This is a genomic window from Mesorhizobium sp. M0088, assembly GCF_040322895.1.
GTDB lineage: Bacteria > Pseudomonadota > Alphaproteobacteria > Rhizobiales > Rhizobiaceae > Mesorhizobium.
Genome location: NZ_JAMYUI010000024.1, coordinates 67325 through 86209 on the forward strand (window position 1 = coordinate 67325; position 18885 = coordinate 86209).

Annotated in this window: 22 protein-coding genes and 2 pseudogenes; 14 read left to right on the top strand and 10 right to left on the bottom strand. The window is 62.0% G+C overall.

From position 1 onward, the window contains the following. Window positions 1–35: 35 nt before the first annotated feature. The 7 genes and pseudogenes from NKJ67_RS25995 to NKJ67_RS35200 all read left to right on the top strand — a co-directional run. A complete protein-coding gene (locus NKJ67_RS25995) occupies window positions 36–1244 on the top strand; it encodes an aspartate aminotransferase family protein (RefSeq protein WP_352584019.1) in 1209 nt (402 codons plus the stop codon). A gap of 62 nt (window positions 1245–1306) precedes the next feature. Beyond that, window positions 1307–2476: an NAD(P)/FAD-dependent oxidoreductase gene (locus NKJ67_RS26000; protein ID WP_352583954.1), complete on the top strand. Its 1170-nt coding sequence runs from the start codon at window positions 1307–1309 to the stop codon at window positions 2474–2476. 39 nt (window positions 2477–2515) lie between these two features. Next, window positions 2516–3277, top strand: coding sequence for an amino acid ABC transporter ATP-binding protein (locus NKJ67_RS26005; protein ID WP_128289153.1), 762 nt, complete (start codon window positions 2516–2518; stop codon window positions 3275–3277). Further along, the gene (locus NKJ67_RS26010; protein WP_127270812.1) at window positions 3274–3918 is read left to right on the top strand and encodes an amino acid ABC transporter permease; all 645 of its coding nucleotides are present in this window, start codon (window positions 3274–3276) and stop codon (window positions 3916–3918) included. The genes NKJ67_RS26005 and NKJ67_RS26010 overlap by 4 nt, the downstream gene beginning before the upstream one ends. Further along, the gene (locus tag NKJ67_RS26015; RefSeq protein WP_127327393.1) at window positions 3915–4574 is read left to right on the top strand and encodes an amino acid ABC transporter permease; all 660 of its coding nucleotides are present in this window, start codon (window positions 3915–3917) and stop codon (window positions 4572–4574) included. The genes NKJ67_RS26010 and NKJ67_RS26015 overlap by 4 nt, the downstream gene beginning before the upstream one ends. A gap of 38 nt (window positions 4575–4612) precedes the next feature. Then, on the top strand, window positions 4613–5428 hold the full coding sequence (locus tag NKJ67_RS26020) for a substrate-binding periplasmic protein (RefSeq protein ID WP_352583957.1): 816 nt from the start codon (window positions 4613–4615) through the stop codon (window positions 5426–5428). Window positions 5429–5804: 376 nt separating this feature from the next. Next, a pseudogene (locus NKJ67_RS35200) lies at window positions 5805–6003 on the top strand (DUF932 domain-containing protein); the annotation flags it as partial. A gap of 76 nt (window positions 6004–6079) precedes the next feature. Here the strand turns inward: NKJ67_RS35200 and NKJ67_RS26025 are convergent. After that, window positions 6080–6193 (bottom strand): annotated as a pseudogene (locus NKJ67_RS26025) (conjugal transfer protein TraD); the annotation flags it as partial. Window positions 6194–6360: 167 nt separating this feature from the next. Between NKJ67_RS26025 and NKJ67_RS26030 the strand changes: the two are divergent. Together NKJ67_RS26030 and dusA are read left to right on the top strand one after the other, a co-directional pair. Further along, window positions 6361–6642: a hypothetical protein gene (locus tag NKJ67_RS26030; RefSeq protein ID WP_352583959.1), complete on the top strand. Its 282-nt coding sequence runs from the start codon at window positions 6361–6363 to the stop codon at window positions 6640–6642. A 176-nt stretch (window positions 6643–6818) separates the two neighbouring features. Beyond that, window positions 6819–7817, top strand: coding sequence for a tRNA dihydrouridine(20/20a) synthase DusA (gene dusA, locus NKJ67_RS26035; protein ID WP_352583961.1), 999 nt, complete (start codon window positions 6819–6821; stop codon window positions 7815–7817). A gap of 10 nt (window positions 7818–7827) precedes the next feature. Here dusA and NKJ67_RS26040 read toward each other — a convergent pair whose 3' ends face one another. Further along, a complete protein-coding gene (locus NKJ67_RS26040) occupies window positions 7828–8532 on the bottom strand; it encodes a TIGR02281 family clan AA aspartic protease (RefSeq protein WP_352583963.1) in 705 nt (234 codons plus the stop codon). Between the two features lie 7 nt (window positions 8533–8539). Then, complete coding sequence (locus tag NKJ67_RS26045; RefSeq protein ID WP_027036625.1) at window positions 8540–8773, bottom strand: DUF1289 domain-containing protein; 234 nt, start codon at window positions 8771–8773, stop codon at window positions 8540–8542. Between the two features lie 197 nt (window positions 8774–8970). On the opposite strand from NKJ67_RS26045, the gene NKJ67_RS26050 reads away from it, so the two are divergent. Then, complete coding sequence (locus NKJ67_RS26050; protein ID WP_352583964.1) at window positions 8971–9969, top strand: nicotinate-nucleotide--dimethylbenzimidazole phosphoribosyltransferase; 999 nt, start codon at window positions 8971–8973, stop codon at window positions 9967–9969. A gap of 12 nt (window positions 9970–9981) precedes the next feature. Here the strand turns inward: NKJ67_RS26050 and NKJ67_RS26055 are convergent, their stop codons facing one another. Then, on the bottom strand, window positions 9982–11502 hold the full coding sequence (locus tag NKJ67_RS26055) for a sensor histidine kinase (RefSeq protein WP_352583966.1): 1521 nt from the start codon (window positions 11500–11502) through the stop codon (window positions 9982–9984). A 75-nt stretch (window positions 11503–11577) separates the two neighbouring features. On the opposite strand from NKJ67_RS26055, the gene NKJ67_RS26060 reads away from it, so the two are divergent. The 4 genes from NKJ67_RS26060 to NKJ67_RS26075 all read left to right on the top strand — a co-directional run bounded on the left by NKJ67_RS26060 (window position 11578) and on the right by NKJ67_RS26075 (window position 14073). Then, window positions 11578–12198: a thermonuclease family protein gene (locus tag NKJ67_RS26060; protein ID WP_127810427.1), complete on the top strand. Its 621-nt coding sequence runs from the start codon at window positions 11578–11580 to the stop codon at window positions 12196–12198. Between the two features lie 43 nt (window positions 12199–12241). Further along, complete coding sequence (locus NKJ67_RS26065; RefSeq protein WP_256746358.1) at window positions 12242–12853, top strand: glutathione S-transferase; 612 nt, start codon at window positions 12242–12244, stop codon at window positions 12851–12853. Continuing rightward, window positions 12793–13473: a uracil-DNA glycosylase family protein gene (locus tag NKJ67_RS26070; protein WP_127270833.1), complete on the top strand. Its 681-nt coding sequence runs from the start codon at window positions 12793–12795 to the stop codon at window positions 13471–13473. Before NKJ67_RS26065 ends, NKJ67_RS26070 begins: the two co-directional genes overlap by 61 nt. Before the next feature lie 108 nt (window positions 13474–13581). Continuing rightward, complete coding sequence (locus tag NKJ67_RS26075) at window positions 13582–14073, top strand: Lrp/AsnC family transcriptional regulator (RefSeq protein WP_006205209.1); 492 nt, start codon at window positions 13582–13584, stop codon at window positions 14071–14073. A 20-nt stretch (window positions 14074–14093) separates the two neighbouring features. On the opposite strand, the gene NKJ67_RS26080 is transcribed toward NKJ67_RS26075, so the two are convergent. The 6 genes from NKJ67_RS26080 to NKJ67_RS26105 all read right to left on the bottom strand — a co-directional run bounded on the left by NKJ67_RS26080 (window position 14094) and on the right by NKJ67_RS26105 (window position 18869). Further along, window positions 14094–14663 carry a DUF3299 domain-containing protein gene (locus NKJ67_RS26080; protein ID WP_352583969.1) on the bottom strand — a complete coding sequence of 190 codons (570 nt, stop codon included), beginning with the start codon at window positions 14661–14663 and terminating at the stop codon, window positions 14094–14096. Window positions 14664–14777: 114 nt separating this feature from the next. Next, a complete protein-coding gene (locus tag NKJ67_RS26085) occupies window positions 14778–15482 on the bottom strand; it encodes a DNA alkylation repair protein (RefSeq protein ID WP_352583971.1) in 705 nt (234 codons plus the stop codon). Window positions 15483–15490: 8 nt separating this feature from the next. Further along, on the bottom strand, window positions 15491–16360 hold the full coding sequence (locus NKJ67_RS26090) for an NAD(P)-dependent oxidoreductase (RefSeq protein ID WP_352583973.1): 870 nt from the start codon (window positions 16358–16360) through the stop codon (window positions 15491–15493). Between the two features lie 108 nt (window positions 16361–16468). Further along, on the bottom strand, window positions 16469–17290 hold the full coding sequence (locus NKJ67_RS26095) for an ABC transporter permease (protein ID WP_127810422.1): 822 nt from the start codon (window positions 17288–17290) through the stop codon (window positions 16469–16471). Further along, window positions 17287–18006, bottom strand: a complete 720-nt coding sequence (locus NKJ67_RS26100) for an ABC transporter permease (RefSeq protein ID WP_127270845.1) — start codon at window positions 18004–18006, stop codon at window positions 17287–17289. Before NKJ67_RS26100 ends, NKJ67_RS26095 begins: the two co-directional genes overlap by 4 nt. 77 nt (window positions 18007–18083) lie before the next feature. Further along, window positions 18084–18869, bottom strand: a complete 786-nt coding sequence (locus NKJ67_RS26105; RefSeq protein WP_027036615.1) for an ABC transporter substrate-binding protein — start codon at window positions 18867–18869, stop codon at window positions 18084–18086. Window positions 18870–18885: the final 16 nt, after the last annotated feature.

An 18885-nucleotide genomic window follows, 5' to 3' on the forward strand; every position in this document is an offset into this window, starting at 1 on the left:
ACACCCGGACAACGGTCTTCATCGACCCGTTTCCGATCTATGCCCAGCGCGGCGAGGGCTGCCGCGTCTGGGACGTCGATGGAAACGTCTACTACGACTGCATCAACAATTTCACGGCCATGATCCATGGCTACGGCCATCCCGCCGTCACGGCCGCGGTGGTGGACCAGATGCCCCGGGGATCGGCTTTCGGAGCGCCCACCGAGAGCGAACTTGATCTTGCTGAACTGTTGGTGGAGCGCCTTCCGTCAGTCGAGCAGGTTCGCTTCGCCAACTCCGGCACGGAAGGCGTCATGATGGCGATCAAGGCGGCTCGGGCGTTCACCGAGCGGCCGAAGATCGTCAAGATCGAAGGTGCCTACCATGGCTCCTACGACTTCGCGGAAGTCAGCCTGGACAGTTCGCCCGCCAACTGGGGCGACATGCCTGCCTCAACGGCATACGCGAAAGGCACGCCGAAGGGAGTTCTCGATGATGTCATCGCGGTGCCGTTCAATGATACGGAGGCGCTGCGTGCCGTCTTCGACGCGCATGGCGACACGATAGCGGGTGTTCTGATCGACCCGATGCCGAACCGCGCCGGACTTATTCCCGCGCGAAAGGATTATCTCGACGCGATGGTCGAGATCGCTCATGCCGCCGGCTCGCTGGTGATCTTCGACGAGGTGATCTCGCTCCGCCTTGGCTATTCGGGGGCGCAGGGCCTGTGGAGCATCACGCCCGATCTGACGGCTCTCGGCAAGATCATCGGCGGAGGATTCCCGGTCGGCGCCGTCGGCGGCCGCGCCGACGTGATGGCGGTGTTCGATCCAACACGAGGCAAGCCTGCATTGCCGCATGGCGGCACCTTCACCGCGAACCCGGTGACGATGCGAGCCGGTCTGGCGGCGATGCGCGCGTTGACCCCGGCTAGCTTCGCGCATCTGGACGCTATCGGCAGCCTGCTTCGCGAGGGCATCACGGCCTCGCTTGCTCGCCATGGCCTCAACGGGCAGTGCGTCGGTCTCGGCTCGCTCTTCAAAGTTCATTTCACGGCGTTGCCGATCACGGACTACCGGTCAGTCTATCCGGGTGCGTCCGAACGCATGAAACTCGACCTGTTCCACAAGGGTCTGCTCGACCGCGGCGTGCTTTCGGCGAGTTACGGACTCTTCGCGCTTTCCACCTCCATGACCGAGGAAGACGCACGCGAGATCCTTTCCGCAATCGACGGCGCCCTCGCAGCAATCGCTCCGAAGCAATGACGTAGCGCGTCCAGCGCCGGATCCATCCGGCACGGGACGACGCAGCAACAGATGGAAGTCACATGACAGCTTCTCCTCACGTCGTCGTCATCGGTGCGGGTACCCTCGGTATGTGTTCTGCGCACGCGCTCGCGGAACAGGGCGCTCGCGTCACCGTCATCGACGCACAATCCATTGCGTCAGGATCCAGCGGCCGCTCGGTCGGGGTCGTTGGGACACAGCTCACGGATCCGTTCGAGATACAGCTGCGCATGCAATCGGTGCAGCGCGTCCGCCGGTGGCAAGAGCGCCTCGGTCTCGGCTTCAGCCCTATCGGCTACCTGCGTCTGGCGCGCACCTCCGAGCAGATGGAACTGTTCGCCCGCTCGGTGGAGATCCAGCGCAATGCCGGCTTCAGATCCAGGGTCTACCAGGCGAACGAGCTTCAGCAACTCGTGCCGCACTTGAGTTCAGATGGGCTCGAAGGCGGCATCTTCGGGCCGGACGACGGCTTCCTCGATCCCCACGAAATGTGCACGCTGCTGGCGCAACAGGTGAAGAAGCTCGGCTCCGAGGTTTTCCAGTTCCGCAAGCTGCTTGGTGCCGCGCGGACATCCGGTGGCTATCGGTTGGACACCAGCAAGGGGCCGATCGGCTGCGACTTCGTCGTGAATGCGGCAGGCGCCTGGGCGCCACGCGTTGCCGAGATGCTCGGACAGACGCTGCACATCCACCCCGAGCGCCACGAGGCGCTGACAATCCACTTGGACGCGCCGCTCCCGTACACAATGCCGATGGTCATGGATCTGGTGAACGGGCAGGGCACCGGACTCAACTTTCGGCACGAGAAAGCGGGCGAGCTCATCGCCGAGATACACAAGGTAAGTTCGCCGTCGCCCGAAGATCCGGACAACTACAACGAGCAGTGCGAGGAAGGGTCCAAGGTCATGCTGGCCGAGATGCTGATCGAACGCCTGCCTGATCTGCCAGGCGCCCGGCTCGGCCGGGGCTGGGCAGGCCTCTACCCTGTCACCGCCGACCACCGTCCCTATGTCGGACCAGTCGATCAGTCGGAGCCCGGTCTGATCACCGCGGCCGGTGCGGGCGGCTACGGGATTCAGCTTGCGCCGGTGATTGGGCTGATCGTCGCAGACTGGGTGCTCAAGGGCTCTCCCGCATCGATCCCAGGCACCGAAAGTCTCGCTCCAACTCCGGAAAGAAACGTTCCGGGCACACATACTGCGGCGGCTTGACCAGTGGGACACCGGCGTTAGCGCAAGGACAAAGAAGCCATGCCCGAGGCAGAAAATATCGTACGCATCAAGAACATCAACGTGATCTATGGCGGCCATCACGCCGTGAAGAACGTCTCGCTCGACATCACGCGCGGCGAGGTCGTGGCGATCGTCGGACCCAGCGGCGCGGGGAAGAGCACGCTGCTGCGTGCGATCAACATGCTCGAACAGCCGTCATCCGGCACCCTTGAAGTGGGTGCCATCCGGTTTTCGGTCGACCGCAATCTGTCCGCCGGAGAGCTGCTGAGTCTCCGACGTTCCACCGGGATGGTTTTCCAGTCCTTCAACCTGTTTCCGCACATGACCGTGCAGCGCAACATTTCGCTGCCGCAGATGCGGGTTCTGGGGCGCACCAAGGAGCAGGCGGACGCGCGCACCGCCCAATTGCTCGAACGCGTACACCTTACGGACAAGGCGCAAGCCTATCCGGCGCGCCTGTCGGGTGGCCAGCAGCAGCGTATCGCGATCGCACGCGCCCTGGCTCTTGACCCCAAGGTGATGCTCTTCGACGAACCCACGAGCGCCCTGGATCCCGAACTCGGGCTTGAGGTGTTGGCCGTGATGCGCGAGCTCGCCCAGGAAGGCATGACAATGATCATCGTCACGCACGAGATCGCCTTTGCCGCAGACGTCGCCGACCGCGTAATCGTCATGGCTAATGGAGAGATCATTGAGCAGGGTCCGCCTGATGCCGTGATCCGCAATCCGTCGTCGCCCCGCACGCGGCAGTTCTTCCGTGCCGTGGTCGATCGCAGATGATCGACCTGCTGGTTTCACTGCTCAGAGGCGTTCCGGCCACGCTGCTGGTGACCTTCGGCGCTTTCGGAGTCGGGGCCATCGCAGCCATGCCGCTGGTGCTGATGCGACGTTCCCGGTTGCTTCTGCTAAGCGCGCCGGCGCGCCTATACATCGACGTTGTCCGAGGAATCCCGCCGATCGTCTGGCTGTTCATTATTTTCTTCGGATTGGGCAGCGGAGTGATCGTTCTCAGTTCATATCAGGCTGCCATCCTGGGCATGGGGTTGGTATCAACGGCCTATCTCGCCGAAATCTATAGGGGTGGCTTCCTGGCCCTCTCGAAGGGCCAGCGGGAGGCGTCCACGGCGCTCGGTATGTCGCGCCTGGATACGCTGCGCTATATCCTGGCGCCGCAGGTCCTGCGCGTCTCGGTTCCACCCATGGCGACCTTCCTTGTTAGCCTGCTCAAAGACACGACCGTGGCCTCCACGATCGGTGTCCGCGACGTGATGATGTACGCATCGCAGCAGGCTCAAGGCGGCGGCGGCAGCTTCGCGCCGTTCATTTTCGCCGCGCTTCTCTACATCGTGCTGTCCATACCCGTTGTCGTGTTGGCACGCGCCGTGGACGGGCGGCTGCGCTCAAGGGGGCAAGCGAAATGAGCGAGATGCTGGCTAACTGGCTGGACTGGTCGCCCCAGCTTTTCCAAGGAGCTATTGTCAGTCTTCAGTTGGCGGGCCTGGCGCTGCTGTTCGGATTGCCTACCGGCCTCGTTCTTGCGCTTGCCTCTTCCTCTGGAAACAGGCTCGTCCGCTATTTCGCGGTGGTATTGGTCGAGATCGGGCGTGGTGCGCCTGCACTCGTCGTCCTGCAGATGGTCTACTATGGATTGCCTGCTTCCGGGATGACCGTAAGTGCCTTCACCTCTGGCGTGATTGCGTTGGCGCTAACGACAGGCGCCTACACCAGCGAGATCCTTCGCGCCGGTCTGAACGCGGTTCCGCATTGTGAGATCGAGGCGGGCTGGGCGCTCGGCATGACCCGCCGGGACATCCTGCGCTTCGTAGTGATCCCCCAAGGAATCCTGTTCGCAATACCCGCACTGATGGGCTTTGCCATTCTCATCTTCCAGGCGACGGCCCTTACATACACGATCGCCATCCCCGAACTTCTGGCGCGCGCCTATCGCGTGGGTGCGGCCACCTACCTCTACCTCGATGTCCTGATCTTGGCGGGCCTGTTCTATCTCGCCATCACCGTCCCGTTCGGGTGGCTGGTCTCGTACACCGAACGTAGGCTGGGCAGCCATCTCGGCTGACCTGCAATCAAAAACCATCAATGTCAGAGGAGAGCACAGTGAAAAATTGGAGTAAGATTATCTCGGCCGCGGCCATTGCTACGGCCTTGGGTGCCAGCGTCGCGTCCGCACAGGATTGCAAGCCGCAGCACGTTTTCGAAACCGTGTCAGCGGGCAAACTCACAGTCGCGCTTACCAACACCGCTCCGTATTCGCTCGAAAAAGACAGCGGCATCGCGGGTATCGACGGCGATCTCGTGAAGCGTTTTGCCAAGGAGAACTGCCTGGAGATCGCTTATGAGATCTTCACATATCCAGGCGCGGTTTCCGCAGTTCAGTCGCGGCGCGCGGACATCGCGCTTGGCGGCTTCTATCGTACCGCCGCCCGCGCGAAGGTCGTCGCTCTGTCTACGCCGGTCTATCTCGACCAACTGTCCGTCACCTCGACCAACGGCATTGATACTGTCGATGGTCTGCTGGGCAAGAAGGTCGGCACCGTTGAAGGATATTTATGGGTCCAGGACATGGAGAAGCTTTACGAAGGCTCCAAGACCTATCCGTCGTCGCTGAACCTCGCGCAGGACCTTCATGCCGGTCGTATTGAGGCGGCGCTCGACGGCTTCGGCTCCGCTGTCATTCAGAACGAAGGACAGAATTATAAGGTAAATGTGCTGAAACAAGATCCGCGCATCGATGCGACCATGAACCCGTCGCAGACCGCCTTCCTGCTGGACAAGAGCAACGAGGATCTTGCGAAGGCCGTTGACACGTCCCTAGAAGCTTACCGCAAGGATGGCGCGATCGCGGAAGCGCTCAAGGCTTACGGGCTGGATCCGTCAGCCGCAGATGTCGGTGGCGCCCGCGTCATTGAGTAAGCCGCTGGTATGAAGGGCCGCTCCGCCTGTGCCTCCCGTTTTTAGGAAGAAAACCGGGCGAGGCGGGCGGCCTGGACGTTTGCTGCGCGGCTGCGATCCGAGCGTGTGCTAAATGCCTGCCGTCGACTACGTCGCCGCCGATGCCTACATCAATTCGGACGCCGGCAGGATCATGGCCTCGCCGGGCGACCAGATGTCGATTGAACCGCAGGATCCAGCCTGACGAATGGGACGTGGCAGTGCTGGTCGATTGGCCTCAGCGCGAGACACTGGCGACTGTCAGCTCGTCGACCTCATCCAAGGCGAGGAGCTTCCCTCGCTTTACGCCCGTTCCTGCTGTGCAGAGCAGTGCCGCTGGCTCGCACCTTGGCTATAGAGCTTCTATCAACGCGCAGTGTGCATGATCGCATCTGTGGGGCGCGGGAGGTTTCGAGGGGAACACGATCTGGCATTTGAAGTTTGCTCCTAGGGCAGCGCCTGCTTTGACGAGCTTCGCCAACTCAAGTCTTGCGCCCTTCCGAGAGAAGATTGTCGCCGGTAGTGACGAAGAGCGCGAAAACTTATTGCGCAAGCGCTTGACTGCGGCGCTGGCGCACCGGCGGAAGTCTGCTGTTCGGGCTTCGTGCTGGCCGTTGCTCGCGCCAACCGTGGCTAAGTTCGCCGTCCCATCCACTCTTCACGCCGTTCAGCATCGAACGCCTGCCGACCCTTCGCGGCCCATAGATCTCGTGCATGCTCGCCTTCAGCGCTCTGCAATTTGTCGGCCGCCTATCCCGCTGGTTGCCTTTGCCAACGAGGCCAAGCCTCTTCAGGGCGATCCGCGCGAGATCAACCGGTTCGACCTTGACGGGCAGCCCGTGCACCGCAGCGGCATGAGCCAGAATGAGTTTTACGAAACCGATGTCGATGCCTAGCGTCATCGGTCCAGCACCTTGGGCAGCCCGGTCACGGCCGAAACGAATGAGCCGTTCGCGATCGAGAGCCGCGATGTTGCACTTGCCGAGATGTCTCTGGAGCATAGCAAGGGCCGCGGCCTTGGAGCGGCGAGGGGACTTGCCTACATCGCACATGTCGTCGATATGAAGGTCGATGAGTTCGCCGAAGGTTTTCAGGCGCGCTGTCGAGACTTTGTCGGTGTCTCACCGCGATCGACTTGGCGCTCGATTTCGTCGCCCAGCGGCGTGCGTCGTCTCGGCGCAGGAAGGTTTCGCTGACGTAGCGACCTTTGCGACGGACCTGGACACGCCAGGACCCGGACGAGAGCTTTGTGTAGGTGGCCATTTTTTCGTGTGCGGTCCGTGTGCACTGAGAGCGTGGCGAAAAAGGGTCGTATTCTGGCGTAAATTCGTGTGCACTCGGCAGGTTCTAACGATTTGATGTTAAAGAAAAAATGCTGAAAAATCAAGATCATAAAGTGGCCGTGGCCCCGATGATGGACTGGACGGACCGGCATTGCCGGTTCCTCCACCGCCAGCTGACAAGCCATGCGCTGCTTTACACCGAGATGGTGGTGGCCGACGCGGTCATCCATGGCGCGCGCGAGCGGCTGCTCGGCTTCGATGCGGTGGAACATCCGGTCGCGCTGCAGCTCGGTGGCTCGGATCGTGAAAAGCTCGCCGAGGCTGCCCGCATTGGCGAGGCCTTTGGCTATGACGAGATCAACCTCAATGTCGGCTGTCCGTCAGACCGCGTCCAGTCGGGCACGTTCGGTGCCTGCCTGATGAAAGTGCCGGACCTCGTCGCCGGCTGCATCGCGGCGATGAAAGCGGCGGTGAATATCCCCGTGACCGTTAAATGCCGTATCGGCGTCGACGAGCAGGATCCGGAGCCGGCCCTGGATGCGCTGGCGGATGGGGTTTTCGATGCCGGCGCCGACGCGTTGTGGGTGCATGCACGCAAGGCGTGGCTGGAAGGGCTGAGTCCCAAGGAAAACCGAGACATCCCGCCGCTCGATTACAGCAGAGTCTATCGACTGAAGGCAAAGAAGAATAACAAATTCATAGGTATAAATGGTGGAATTCAGTCGATTGAAGAGGCGCAGAAGCATCTCGGTCATGTTGATGGCGCGATGCTTGGCCGCGCCGCCTACCACACGCCCGGCATTCTGGCCGGCGTCGATGCCGCTTTCTACGGCGTCCAGTCCGAGCCGTTCGATTTCGCCGCGCTGATCGATACGATGGCGGACTATGCGGCACGCCATATCGAGCAGGGTGGGCGGCTTGGCCATGTCACCCGCCATATGGTCGGACTGTTCCATGGCCTGCCCGGTGCACGCCGCTACCGGCAAATCCTGTCCACGGGCGCGACAAAACCCGGCGCCGGCCCGGACGTGCTGAAGACGGCTTACGCGGCCGTCGAGTTCGGTGGCGCAGCAGCCGAAGCGGCTTGAGCTTCGGGGATCAATCCCTGAGGATCATGCGGTCGCCGCGCACGTCAAAACCCGACAATGAACCGATGAAGTTCATGCCGAGCAGGCTCTGGCTGAGCATGCCGGGTGCGGCGATCATCACTGACATATCCCTGCGCATGATGCCGCCGATCGCAATCTGATCGGTTTTCACGGCCGCGGCGCGCGCCATGCCGTTGGCGGTCGAAACTGGTATGGTGTAGTTGAGCGCCGCTGGATTGAATCCGGCGGCCTGCGCATCCTGCGACGTCAGCACGGTGCTGGTCGCGCCGGTATCCACCACGGCCCGGACCGGGTTGCCATTGATCAGGATGCGCGCTTCGAAATGGCCGTTGTCCGCCTTGTCGAGCGTCACCGTGGCGTGGCCGTCCTCGACGCCAAGCGCAAGCGGGCTGCCGGGAACAAGGCCGGCGGTCACCCGGCTGGCGACATCCTGCAACTCATAGCGATACTGGTAACCGGCGATCAGCGCGAGTGCGATCGCCGCCCAGGCGCCGAGATTGCGGGCCATGGCGCCCAGGGGTCGGCCCGGGCGAAGCAGGCCGGCGCCGATAAGGGCGCCAAAGGCACCGAGCCAGATCAGCCGGCTGAAATCGTTGTTCTCGACGCCGAGCGTGCTGCCGGCGGAATCATTGAGCATAAGCAGGACTGCTCCCACCCCGATCGCGGCCATCAAAATCCAGAACAACCGGCTCATCCGCACCTCACGATAGCGCGTCGCGTTCGCGCGCCATACGGGTGCGGCGCGTTTCCCGGCGCGGCCGGCGTTCGACCGTCTCCAGCCGGGCCGGCAATTGCGCCATGACGCTGCGGCGCGTTTCCGTCGTCATCCCGATCCAGGCGCCGATTTCCTCGCGCGTGCGACCGCAACCGAAACAGAATCCGGTTTTCATGTCGATCGAACAGACCAGGATGCACGGGGATTCGATGGCCGTCATGACTTTCTCTTGGGCTTCCATCCGGAATCCCTTGTTCCACCTCCACATGGTGCAACGGCAAAGCCAATGCAAGCCCTCGCGATTGCGCCCTTCGGGGCCGGCTTTGCGGCAAATGCAGGCCCATCATCCCAGAGGTTGTGCCAACCCCGCAAGGCGGCTATGCCGCTCACCAACTCCAGGGAATGATCGATAACAAGATGACCAGCGCACTGCCTTTCGACGATTTTCGCAACCTGTTGGCCAACCTGCCGGAGGCCGACACGGCAGCCGAGACCCGCGTGCGCACGCTGTTTGCCAAGGCCGATAAACCAGGCAATTCGCTTGGCCGCATCGAGGACATCGCCGCCTGGCTGGCCGCCTGGAGCGGACGGGCTCCGCCCGCGGTGACAAGACCGCTGATGGCGGTCTTTGCCGGCAATCACGGCGTCACGCGCCACGGCATTTCGCCATGGCCGGTAGCGGCGACCGCCAACGCGGTCGAACTTTGCGCCGCGGGAGGTGCCGCGATCAACCAGATCTGCATTGCCTACGATCTCGGGCTGAAGGTTTTCGATCTTGCCCTGCATATCCCGACCGCCGACATCACCGAAGAGGCCGCGCTGGACGAGCGTGGCTGTGCCGCCACCATGGCCTTCGGCATGGAAGCGATCGCCGGCGGCACCGACCTTTTGTGTCTCGGCGATCTCGGCGTCGGCAACTCGACCGTCGCCGCCGCCCTGTTTGCGGCACTGTTCGGGGGCAGGGGCGCCGATTGGGTCGGCCCGGGGTCGGGCGCCGATGCGGCGATGCAGGCACGCAAAGCCGACGTGGTCGATGCGGCGCTGGCTTTTCATGGCGGCCATCTCGGCGACCCGCTCGAGGCGCTGCGCCGGGTCGGCGGCCGTGAATTCGCGGCGATCGCCGGCGCCATCCTTGCCGCGCGCATGCAGAAGATCCCGGTGCTGCTAGACGGATTGGCCGCGACGGCAGCCGCAGCGGTACTGCATGGCGTCAATCCCACGGCGCTCGAGCATTGCCTTCTGGCCAGCCTGTCGCCGGAACCCGCGCATGCACGCGCCGCCCAACGGCTAGGGCTGCGCCCGTTGCTTGATTTGGATATCAGCCATGGCGAAGGGGCAGGGGCCGCCCTTGCTGCGGGGCTGGTCAAGGCCGCCGCGCTGACCAGTTCGGGCATGGCAGCTGCGGTACGTGGCTAGAGTCTTGCCGGATTACCGTCGTCGAGCCGCCACCGCCGCGGTCGGCAGTGCCGGCAGTTCCTCCATCACCCGGCTGAGCGGGAAGATCGCGATCGCCTCGGTCCCTTCGCGCAGCTTGGAATGAAGTTCGAACTCGCCGCCATGCATGGCGAGCAGCCCTTGCACGATCGGCAGGCCAAGCCCGGTGCCTTGCTCGGCGCTCTTGATGGCAATGGAGCCCTGGCCGAAGGCGGAAAGCACGATCGGGATCTCGTCTTCCGGTATGCCCGGTCCGTTGTCCTTGATTGAAATGTATTGTCCGCCGCCCGCCGTCCAACCAACGCGGACACGGATTTCACCGCCGGTAGCGGTGAATTTTATCGCATTCGACAGAAGGTTGAGCGTGATCTGTCGCACCGCACGCTCATCAGCGAAAAGGCGCGGTAGCTCGTGCTCGAAATCCTGGACGACCCGGATATCCTTGTTGCGCGCCCTCAACTCCATCATGTGACAGCAGTCCTCGACGATACCAAGCAGCATCACCGGTTCTTCATTGAGCTGGTAGCGGCCGGCCTCGATGCGCGAAAGGTCGAGGATCTCGTTGATCAGGTCGAGCAGATGCTGGCCAGATTCGTGCACGTCATGGGCATAGTCGCGATAGGTGGGATTGCTCATCGGCCCCAGCACCTCGTTCGACATCACCTCGGAAAAACCGAGAATGGCGTTGAGCGGCGTGCGCAATTCGTGGCTCATCGAAGCGAGGAACCGCGATTTCGCCAGATTGGCGTCTTCGGCCCGCCGCCGCGCCTCGTCCGACATCGATTTCGCCGTCTCCAGTTCAGCGATCAGCGCATCCTTTTCGGAGCGGAACGACAACATCATCAGGGACGAGTGGTTGAGATGACGGGCCACATAGGCGAAGAACGGCAGAGAAACGACCAGCAGCGCGGCCATGATCGCCTCGACCGGCATCCATAGCTTGGCGCCGGCATAAGCGTAGAGCGCCACGGGAACGGCAAAGGTCGCCAACAGCGCCCCACGCAGAGACGAGGTCATCACCGCGGTCGCCGCCATGGCGAACAACAGCACCACGGCCTTGACGATGTGGAACGGATCGACCTCGCAGACGCTGCAGCCAAGCCACACGAACCATGCCCAGCCGAGACCGCACAGGAAATGGCCGATCAGGAATTCCCGTCCTGCTTGCGAAGGGTTGAGCTCGGAAGCTTCGGTGCGCTCGATGCGCCGCGCCATGAAGGCAACGATAGTGTAGCAGGTCAGGGTGAACAGCGCCCAGAGCCCGATCTCGTTGCCGATTCCGACCAGCCGGCCGGCCGCCGCGATCGCCAGAACAAGAAGCGGGATGGCGATGGCGCCGCTGGTCATCGCGCGGGCATGGAGCTTCAGCAGTTCACGATCGAAATCGGGATTGCCGGCCTGCTGCGAAAGACGGTCACGCGTCTTGCGCACCGCGCGCGCCACATCGCTGTTGCGATGAGGTTTCCTGCGGTCCACAATGAACTTGTCCGCTGTGTTCGAGCGTTGCAAGGGCATCAAAACTTCAATTTATGCGAGCAGCGGTTTCCAAGTGTTAAGCTACGTTCGAATGATTAACCAACCGTTTGCCATATGAGCCGCTCATGGTCGCCAAGACCGCGCCGGAGATACGTTGCGCGCCCCAGAAGCCTGTGGCGCCGGCTGGTGGATTACGGGCTTGCCGTCATCATCCTCGGACTGCTGATCCTGCTGGCGGCCCGCCTCGACCGGGTGGAGACACGCAAGACACAGGGCCTGGCAATCATCAACGACGGCGATTCGATCACGCTAGGCACCGAGCGTATCCGCATGCGCGGCATCGATGCTCCGGAATATACGCAGACCTGCCGCAAGAACGGTACTGACTATTCCTGCGGCACGCTTGCGCGCCAGTCGCTGGTTCGCCTGATCGCCGGCAAGCCCGTCTCCTGTACCGGCTGGCAGCGTGATCGTTATGGCCGGCTGCTCGGCGACTGCACCGCCGGCGGCAAGGATCTCAACCGCGCGCAGGTCGAGGCGGGCTGGGCGGTTGCGTATGGCGACTTCGAGAGCGAGGAGGCCGTCGCCCGGGCGGGAAAAGCCGGCATCTGGGCGGGAACGTTCGATCAGCCGCAGGATTGGCGAGACAGCCATCACGGCGAAGTCGTCGAGAAGAAGCACGGCACACTGGCGTCGATCGGCGATGCCGTCCGCGAGATTTTTCGCTTCTGGTGATGCGCGTCCTGAAAGCCGAACCGAGAACGAACAGGAGGATGGAATGAAACTCTTCGACGGTGGCCGAGCGCCCAACCCAAGGCGGGTCCGCGTTTTCCTGGCCGAGAAAGGCATCGAAGTTCCACAGGTGCCCATCGACATGGGGGCGCTGGAACACAGGCAACAGGCGGTCAGCTCGCGCAATCCCTTGCAGCGCCTGCCGGTGCTGGAACTCGACGACGGCACCGTCATCACGGAATCCGTCGCCATCTGCCGTTATTTCGAGGAACTGCATCCCGAACCGGCCCTGTTCGGGCGTGGCGCACTCGGCAAGGCGCAGGTCGAGATGTGGCAGAGGCGGATGGAATTCAATTTGCTCAGCTGCGTCACGCAGGCCTTCCGGCACACCCATCCGGCCATGAAGGAATGGGAAATCCCGCAGGTCTCCGAATGGGGCGAGGCCAACAAGCCGAAGGCCGTGGCGTTCCTCAGGCTGCTGGATGGAGAACTGGGCAGCCGGGAGTTCATCGCCGGTGACAGCTATTCGATCGCCGACATCACCGGCCTGATCGCTGTGGACTTCATGAAGCCGGCACGCATCAAGGTGCCGGATGATTGCGCGAATGTGTTGCGCTGGCATCAGGCCGTCTCCAGCCGGCCGAGCGCATCAGCCTGAGAATGACTGCCGAACTCGAAAACCTCGTCGCCAAGGTCCGCGCCTGTCGCATCTGCGTGGAAAATCCGGCCGGTAAGCCGTTGCCGCATGAGCCACGACCTGTGCTGCGCCCATCGTCCAGCGCCCGTATCCTGATCGCCAGCCAGGCGCCGGGGACCAAGGTGCATCTGTCGGGCATGCCGTTCACCGACGCCTCCGGCGATCGCTTGCGCAGTTGGCTTGGCGTGACGAGCGACGAATTCTACGACATCGAAAAATTCGCCATCGTGCCGATGGGTTTCTGCTTTCCCGGCCAGGATGCCAAGGGGGGAGACCTGCCGCCGAGGCGCGAATGCGCGGCGGCCTGGCGCGCACCCTTGATGGCCTCGATGCCACGGATCGATCTGGTGCTGACAATCGGCATCTATGCGCAGTCCTGGCATATGGGTGCGGCGCGCCGGCCCTCGCTGACGGAAACGGTCATGGACTGGCGCTCCATCTGGGAGAATTCCGTCGGTCCGAAAGTGTTGCCGCTGCCGCATCCCTCGTGGCGCAACACCGGCTGGCTGAAGAAGAATCCATGGTTTGAAATGGATTTGCTGCCTTTTCTGCGTTCGGAAATCCGCTATCGCCTCGGCTGACCTTTCAGCAAGAAATCACTCGCTTTTTGCCCGATCAGCAGAATTCCTTTCTTGTGAAAGGCCTGGATAAGGCAGAGTATAGGCATTCTATTCCTTTGGGAGCACGATATGGATCGCCTCGATAGAAAAATCCTCCGCCTCTTGCAGGAGGACGCGACACTCGCGGTCGCCGACGTCGCCAAGAAAGTCGGGCTGTCGACGACGCCTTGCTGGAGGCGCATCCAGAAGCTCGAGGAGGAGGGCGTCATCAAGCGGCGCGTTGCCATTCTCGACCATGAAAAGGTCAATGTGCGCGTCACCGTCTTCGTGTCGATCCGCACCAATTCGCACAGCCATGAATGGCTGCGGCGTTTCTCGGAAGTGATCCAGGAGTTTCCCGAGGTGGTCGAGTTCTACCGCATGAGCGGCGACGTCGACTATCTCCTGCGCGTCGTGGTGCCCGACATCGCCGCCTATGACGCCTTCTACAAGCGGCTGATCGCCAAGATCGAAATCCGTGACGTTTCGTCATCCTTCGCCATGGAGCAGATCAAGTACACGACCGAAATCCCGCTCGACTACATGGTGCTGGACAAGGAATCGGGTGCCAACGCCGCCTGAGCTGCAGCAGGTTGTCCTGCTTAGTTCTTCTTTTTGTTGAGGAAACTCCAGGGAGAATTGACCGGCAGGGTGACGGTGTCCGGCACGCTGCCGACAGCGACCACATCTGCCTTGCGGACGCTGTAGCCAGACTGGATGACACTGACGCCGTCGAGGATGAACAGCTGGCTCTTCTCCATGTCCGGCTTCAGCGCGCCGGTGACCGCGACAGGCTGATACGCCTCGGACATCTTGTAGGGACGAGCCGGCGTGACCAAGACAATCTGGTTGGGCGGGGGCGTCGGCATGTGGCTGCACGCACCCGTCCAGGGCACCAGCAGGAACTGATAGACAAGATCGCCATCGCGATCGACCGGCAATGCATAGCCGGCTAGCTGAATGCTTTTGTCCTGCAGGTTGAGGGACAGCGTCTCGCCGTGGTCGGGCAATTTTGCCGCGATCATCGGCAGCCCGACGTTTTCGGCGGCGGATTGCGTAGCCGGACGCAGATCCTTCCAGAATATGTGCGCGGTCTCGGCCGAGGCATCTGTGGCCGCGGACACAAACAATGCCGCTGCCAACGCCAGGATTGATTTGGGAGGATTGCTCATTGGCCGCGTCCCTTTGAAGCTCAAGTAAAGACGCCGCTGTCAGCGACGTCAACGCTCCCGCCGCATCACATGTCGGAGAGATCCAGACATGCCGGAAAGCGGGTTTCCGCGCCGTCAGCCTTTCCTTGCGGCGATCCGCGCCAGCGTCTTGGCATTGGACAGCTCCCTTACCGCGTCCTTGCCGATCCAGCGCGCCGTCCTGTCGGTCGACTGCGCCAGCCGTTCGGCGACAGCCAGGGCAGCGCCGTGCATGTCCATCGATCGTTTGCCGATCGACCGAAGCGCCCAGTTCACGGCCTTCTTCACGAAATTGCGGCTGTCGTTCGCATGCGTTTCGATGATCGGCAGGAAGGAGAGGAAGGTCGCCCCTGGCTCCTTCTTCCGGTGGACGACGGACCAGGCCATCATGGCGAAGGCCGTGCGCCGAACGAACTCCCGCTCATCGGCCGCAAACTCGGCGATCAGTTCTTTCCAGGCGTCCGTATCGACAAAGAGATCCGAGACGCCGTCGACGATGTCCCAGGAGTCGAAACTAGCCGCCCATCGTCTTGCATCTTCAGCAGAAAACCGTTTCGAGTCAGCCGTGAGGGAGGCGATGAACTGCGCCTCCATGATGCCGGTGTCCCATAGCTCGAAGGCGCGCTCGTGGTTGCGTTTGATCTTCCTGGCGATCTGCCGCTGCATGCCGTGCGTGATACCAAGTGCACGGTCGATCTTGATGCCGTAGCGCAACATGCCGAGGCGGTTCTCCTCCGATCCGATAGCGCGCAGATGGGCGACGATTTCTGCAGCACTGGATTGAGGCGAGAGCTCTGGCACCGCGGAACCTATTTTTCGAGACGGGCGAGCAGCGAGGACGTGTCCCAGCGCTTGCCGCCCATCGCCTGCACATCCTTGTAGAACTGGTCGACGAGTGCGGTGACCGGCAATCTGGCGCCATTGCGGTCGGCCTCGGCCAGGCAGATGCCGAGATCCTTGCGCATCCAGTCGACGGCGAAGCCGAAATCATATTTGCCGGCGTTCATCGTCTTGTGGCGGTTCTCCATCTGCCAGGAGCCGGCGGCACCCTTGGAAATCACCTCGATCACCTGCTCGATGTCGAGCCCGGCCTTCTTGCCGAAATGGATGCCTTCGGCCAGGCCCTGGACGAGGCCGGCTATGGTGATCTGGTTGATCATCTTGGTGAGCTGGCCGGCACCGGCCGACCCCATCAAGCCGACCATGCGGGCAAAAGCGTCGATGACAGGCTTCGCTCTGTCGAAAGCGTCCTGCTCGCCGCCGACCATGACGGTCAGCACGCCGTTCTCGGCGCCGGCCTGGCCGCCCGAGACAGGCGCGTCGAGAAACGAAAAACCACCGACTTGCGCCGCCGCCGCCAGCTCGCGAGCGACCTCGGCCGAGGCCGTGGTGTTGTCGATGAAGACCGAACCCTTCTTCATCGATTTGAAGGCGCCTTCCGGACCGGTCGTCACCGAACGCAAATCGTCGTCATTGCCGACACAGGAGAAGACAAAATCCTTGCTATCGGCGGCCTGTGCTGGCGTCGCCGCAAGGCTACCGCCATGCTGGCCAACCCATTGCTCGGCCTTGGCCTTGGTGCGGTTGTAGACGGTGACGTCATGGCCGCCCTTGTTCTTCAAGTGCCCGGCCATCGGATAGCCCATCACGCCAAGACCGAGAAATGCAACAGATGCCATGAGCTTGCCCTTCAGAAACGGAATTTGCTGCGAGACGTCTAGGCTCTGCGCGCAATTCGTCAAGATGCGCAGGGCAGGATCGACTGGTGCAGCTGAATTTGAAAATAGTCAGCGTTTCAGGTGAACGGTGATCCGGCGCTCGATCCATTCGACGCCATGACGCAATATCTCGACCATCACCAGATAGACGAGCGCGACCCAGATATAGGCCTGGATGTCGAACGAGTTGGCGAAGGCGAGCTTGGCATTGCCCATCAGATCATAGACCGTGATGATGGCGACGATGGCGGAAGCCTTGACCATCAGGATCAGTTCGTTGCCATAGGGCCGCAAGGCGACGATCAAGGCTTGCGGCAGGATGATCTTGCGCAAGGTTTGCAGTTTGTGCAGGCCAAGCGATGCCGCCCCTTCCCATTGCCCTCTTGGCACGCTCTCGATGGCGCCGCGCAGAATCTCGGCCTGATAGGCGGCGGTGTTGAGCGCAAAGGCAAAGACGCCGCAATTGAACGCGTCCTTGAAAAAGTCCCAGAGGCCGATCGACTGGAGCTCGACCCTGAACGAGCCCAATCCGTAATAGACGAGATAAGTCTGCACCAGCAGCGGCGTGCCGCGGAAGAAATAGACGTAGCAATAGGCGAGGCCGGACAGGATCCGGTTCTTGGACATGCGCCCATAAGCGACGGGCACCGACAGAATCGCGCCGAGCACCATTGATATAGAAACCAGCGCGAGCGTAACCCCAAGCCCGCTCAAATAGGCGGGCGCATATTTGGCGAAGAAAGCGGGATTCCAGGCAAGGAAGAGATAGCTGACGATGCCAATGCCGAACAAAATCCATAGGCAGACCAGCGCGTAACCGGCGATACGCCTGCGCGGCCAGCCGCGCGCCCGTGGCGGCGGACGTTCGACCATTGTGGCCGTGGCGCTCATCGCTGCGCCTCCTGCCGGCCAAGCGAGCGCAGAATAGCGCTGGTGGCGAAGGACGACAGGACGGCCAGGCCAAGAAAGACCAGCGAGGCGACACCGAAGAACAGGAAAGCATGCTTGGTGACGCGGGCGGCAATGCTGGCATTGCGCAGCGTCTCGGCCAGGCCGACGACCGACACCAGCGACGTGTCCTTGAGCAGGCTGAGCCAGCAGTTCTCCAGGCCGGGGAACGCGATGCGCAGCAGCTGCGGCACGATCACCTTGCGCATGGTCAGCCAGTTCGAAAGACCGATGGCATAGCCGCCTTCATACTGGCCTTTGGGAATGGCGCGGAAGGCGGAAAGAAAAACCTCGCTGGCATAGGACGAGAAGATCAGCGCAAGCACGATCATGCCGGCGACGAAGCTGTTGACGTCGATGGTGGTGTCCGGCCGGAAATACCTGACGAGATGCTGCAGCAGGATCGGCATGCCGAAGAAGAACAGGAAAAGCGTCACCAACTCCGGCAGGCCGCGAAAGACCGTGGTGTAGATGTTGGCGGCAAGGCGCAGCGAGGGTTCTTCGGACTGCTTGGCGAGGGCAATGAAAAAGCCGATCGTCAATCCGATGGGCAGCGTGGCAAGCGCAAGCGCAATGGTGATCAGTGCGCCATAGGCAATATCGTCAAGCCAGCCTTCGGGTCCCCAACTGAGAAGTGTCCATATGCTCTGGGCTGGCATCGACCGGTCTTATCTCCACGGCATTCCTGAGATGAATAGAAAGACGGCGGGGAAATTCCCCGCCGTCTTGACCTTTATCAGGACTCGGCGCCATAGACGTCGAACTTGAAGTACTTGTCGTTGATTTCCTTGTATTTTCCATTGGCGCGAATGGCGTCGATGGCAGAGTTGAGCTTGTTGACCAGGTCGGTTTCGCCCTTGCGCACGGCAATGCCGGCGCCAGGCCCGAAGATCTCGACCGGCTGCGGCGACGGCTGGCCGAGGATCTTGCAGCAGGCGCCATCAGGCGAATCCAGAAACTGCTGCAGCACGACGATATCGTCCTCGATGGCGTCGAGACGACCATTGGCAAGATCTGCCTGCTCCTCGGGGCTGCTCGGATAGCCCTTCACGGTGCTGTCGGTGTAGGTCTTCGAGGCATAGTTGAAGTGCGTCGTGGTGGTGGCGACGCCGATGGTCTTGCCGGCGAGATCTTCCTTGGTCACGCCTTTCAGCGTGCTGTCCTTCGGCACGGCGAGCGCCGACGGCGTGTTGTAGTATTTGTGCGAGAAATCGACCTTTTCCATCCGCTCCGGCGTGATCGACATCGAGGCGACGATGGCGTCGAACTTGCCGGCCTGAAGGGCGGGAATGATGCCGTCCCAATCCTGGGCGACGAAGGTGCACTTTACCTTCATCTCATCACAAAGCGCCTTGGCGATGTCGATGTCGAAGCCTACGAGTTGGCCATCGGCGGTAAGGTTGTTGAAGGGTGGGTAGGCGCCTTCGGTGCCGATCCTCAGGGTCTTTTCCTGGGCCTGGGCGACGCCGAGCGTCAGCAGCGCGGCCGATGCGGCAAGCGCGATACGCAGTGAAATACGCATGATGGTCCTCTCTTTA

What these genes read in the sequence shown, in the direction of transcription:
- NKJ67_RS26075 (WP_006205209.1), top strand. Translation starts at nt 13,582, where the DNA reads ATGGATCGCCTCGATAGAAAAATCCTCCGCCTCTTGCAGGAGGACGCG.
- NKJ67_RS26080 (WP_352583969.1), bottom strand. Translation starts at nt 14,663, where the DNA reads ATGAGCAATCCTCCCAAATCAATCCTGGCGTTGGCAGCGGCATTGTTT.
- NKJ67_RS26000 (WP_352583954.1), top strand. Translation starts at nt 1,307, where the DNA reads ATGACAGCTTCTCCTCACGTCGTCGTCATCGGTGCGGGTACCCTCGGT.
- NKJ67_RS26105 (WP_027036615.1), bottom strand. Translation starts at nt 18,869, where the DNA reads ATGCGTATTTCACTGCGTATCGCGCTTGCCGCATCGGCCGCGCTGCTG.
- NKJ67_RS26010 (WP_127270812.1), top strand. Translation starts at nt 3,274, where the DNA reads ATGATCGACCTGCTGGTTTCACTGCTCAGAGGCGTTCCGGCCACGCTG.
- NKJ67_RS26015 (WP_127327393.1), top strand. Translation starts at nt 3,915, where the DNA reads ATGAGCGAGATGCTGGCTAACTGGCTGGACTGGTCGCCCCAGCTTTTC.
- NKJ67_RS26050 (WP_352583964.1), top strand. Translation starts at nt 8,971, where the DNA reads ATGACCAGCGCACTGCCTTTCGACGATTTTCGCAACCTGTTGGCCAAC.
- NKJ67_RS26005 (WP_128289153.1), top strand. Translation starts at nt 2,516, where the DNA reads ATGCCCGAGGCAGAAAATATCGTACGCATCAAGAACATCAACGTGATC.
- NKJ67_RS26100 (WP_127270845.1), bottom strand. Translation starts at nt 18,006, where the DNA reads ATGCCAGCCCAGAGCATATGGACACTTCTCAGTTGGGGACCCGAAGGC.
- NKJ67_RS26045 (WP_027036625.1), bottom strand. Translation starts at nt 8,773, where the DNA reads ATGACGGCCATCGAATCCCCGTGCATCCTGGTCTGTTCGATCGACATG.
- NKJ67_RS26040 (WP_352583963.1), bottom strand. Translation starts at nt 8,532, where the DNA reads ATGAGCCGGTTGTTCTGGATTTTGATGGCCGCGATCGGGGTGGGAGCA.
- NKJ67_RS26065 (WP_256746358.1), top strand. Translation starts at nt 12,242, where the DNA reads ATGAAACTCTTCGACGGTGGCCGAGCGCCCAACCCAAGGCGGGTCCGC.
- NKJ67_RS26060 (WP_127810427.1), top strand. Translation starts at nt 11,578, where the DNA reads ATGAGCCGCTCATGGTCGCCAAGACCGCGCCGGAGATACGTTGCGCGC.
- dusA (WP_352583961.1), top strand. Translation starts at nt 6,819, where the DNA reads ATGCTGAAAAATCAAGATCATAAAGTGGCCGTGGCCCCGATGATGGAC.
- NKJ67_RS26055 (WP_352583966.1), bottom strand. Translation starts at nt 11,502, where the DNA reads ATGCCCTTGCAACGCTCGAACACAGCGGACAAGTTCATTGTGGACCGC.
- NKJ67_RS26090 (WP_352583973.1), bottom strand. Translation starts at nt 16,360, where the DNA reads ATGGCATCTGTTGCATTTCTCGGTCTTGGCGTGATGGGCTATCCGATG.
- NKJ67_RS26095 (WP_127810422.1), bottom strand. Translation starts at nt 17,290, where the DNA reads ATGAGCGCCACGGCCACAATGGTCGAACGTCCGCCGCCACGGGCGCGC.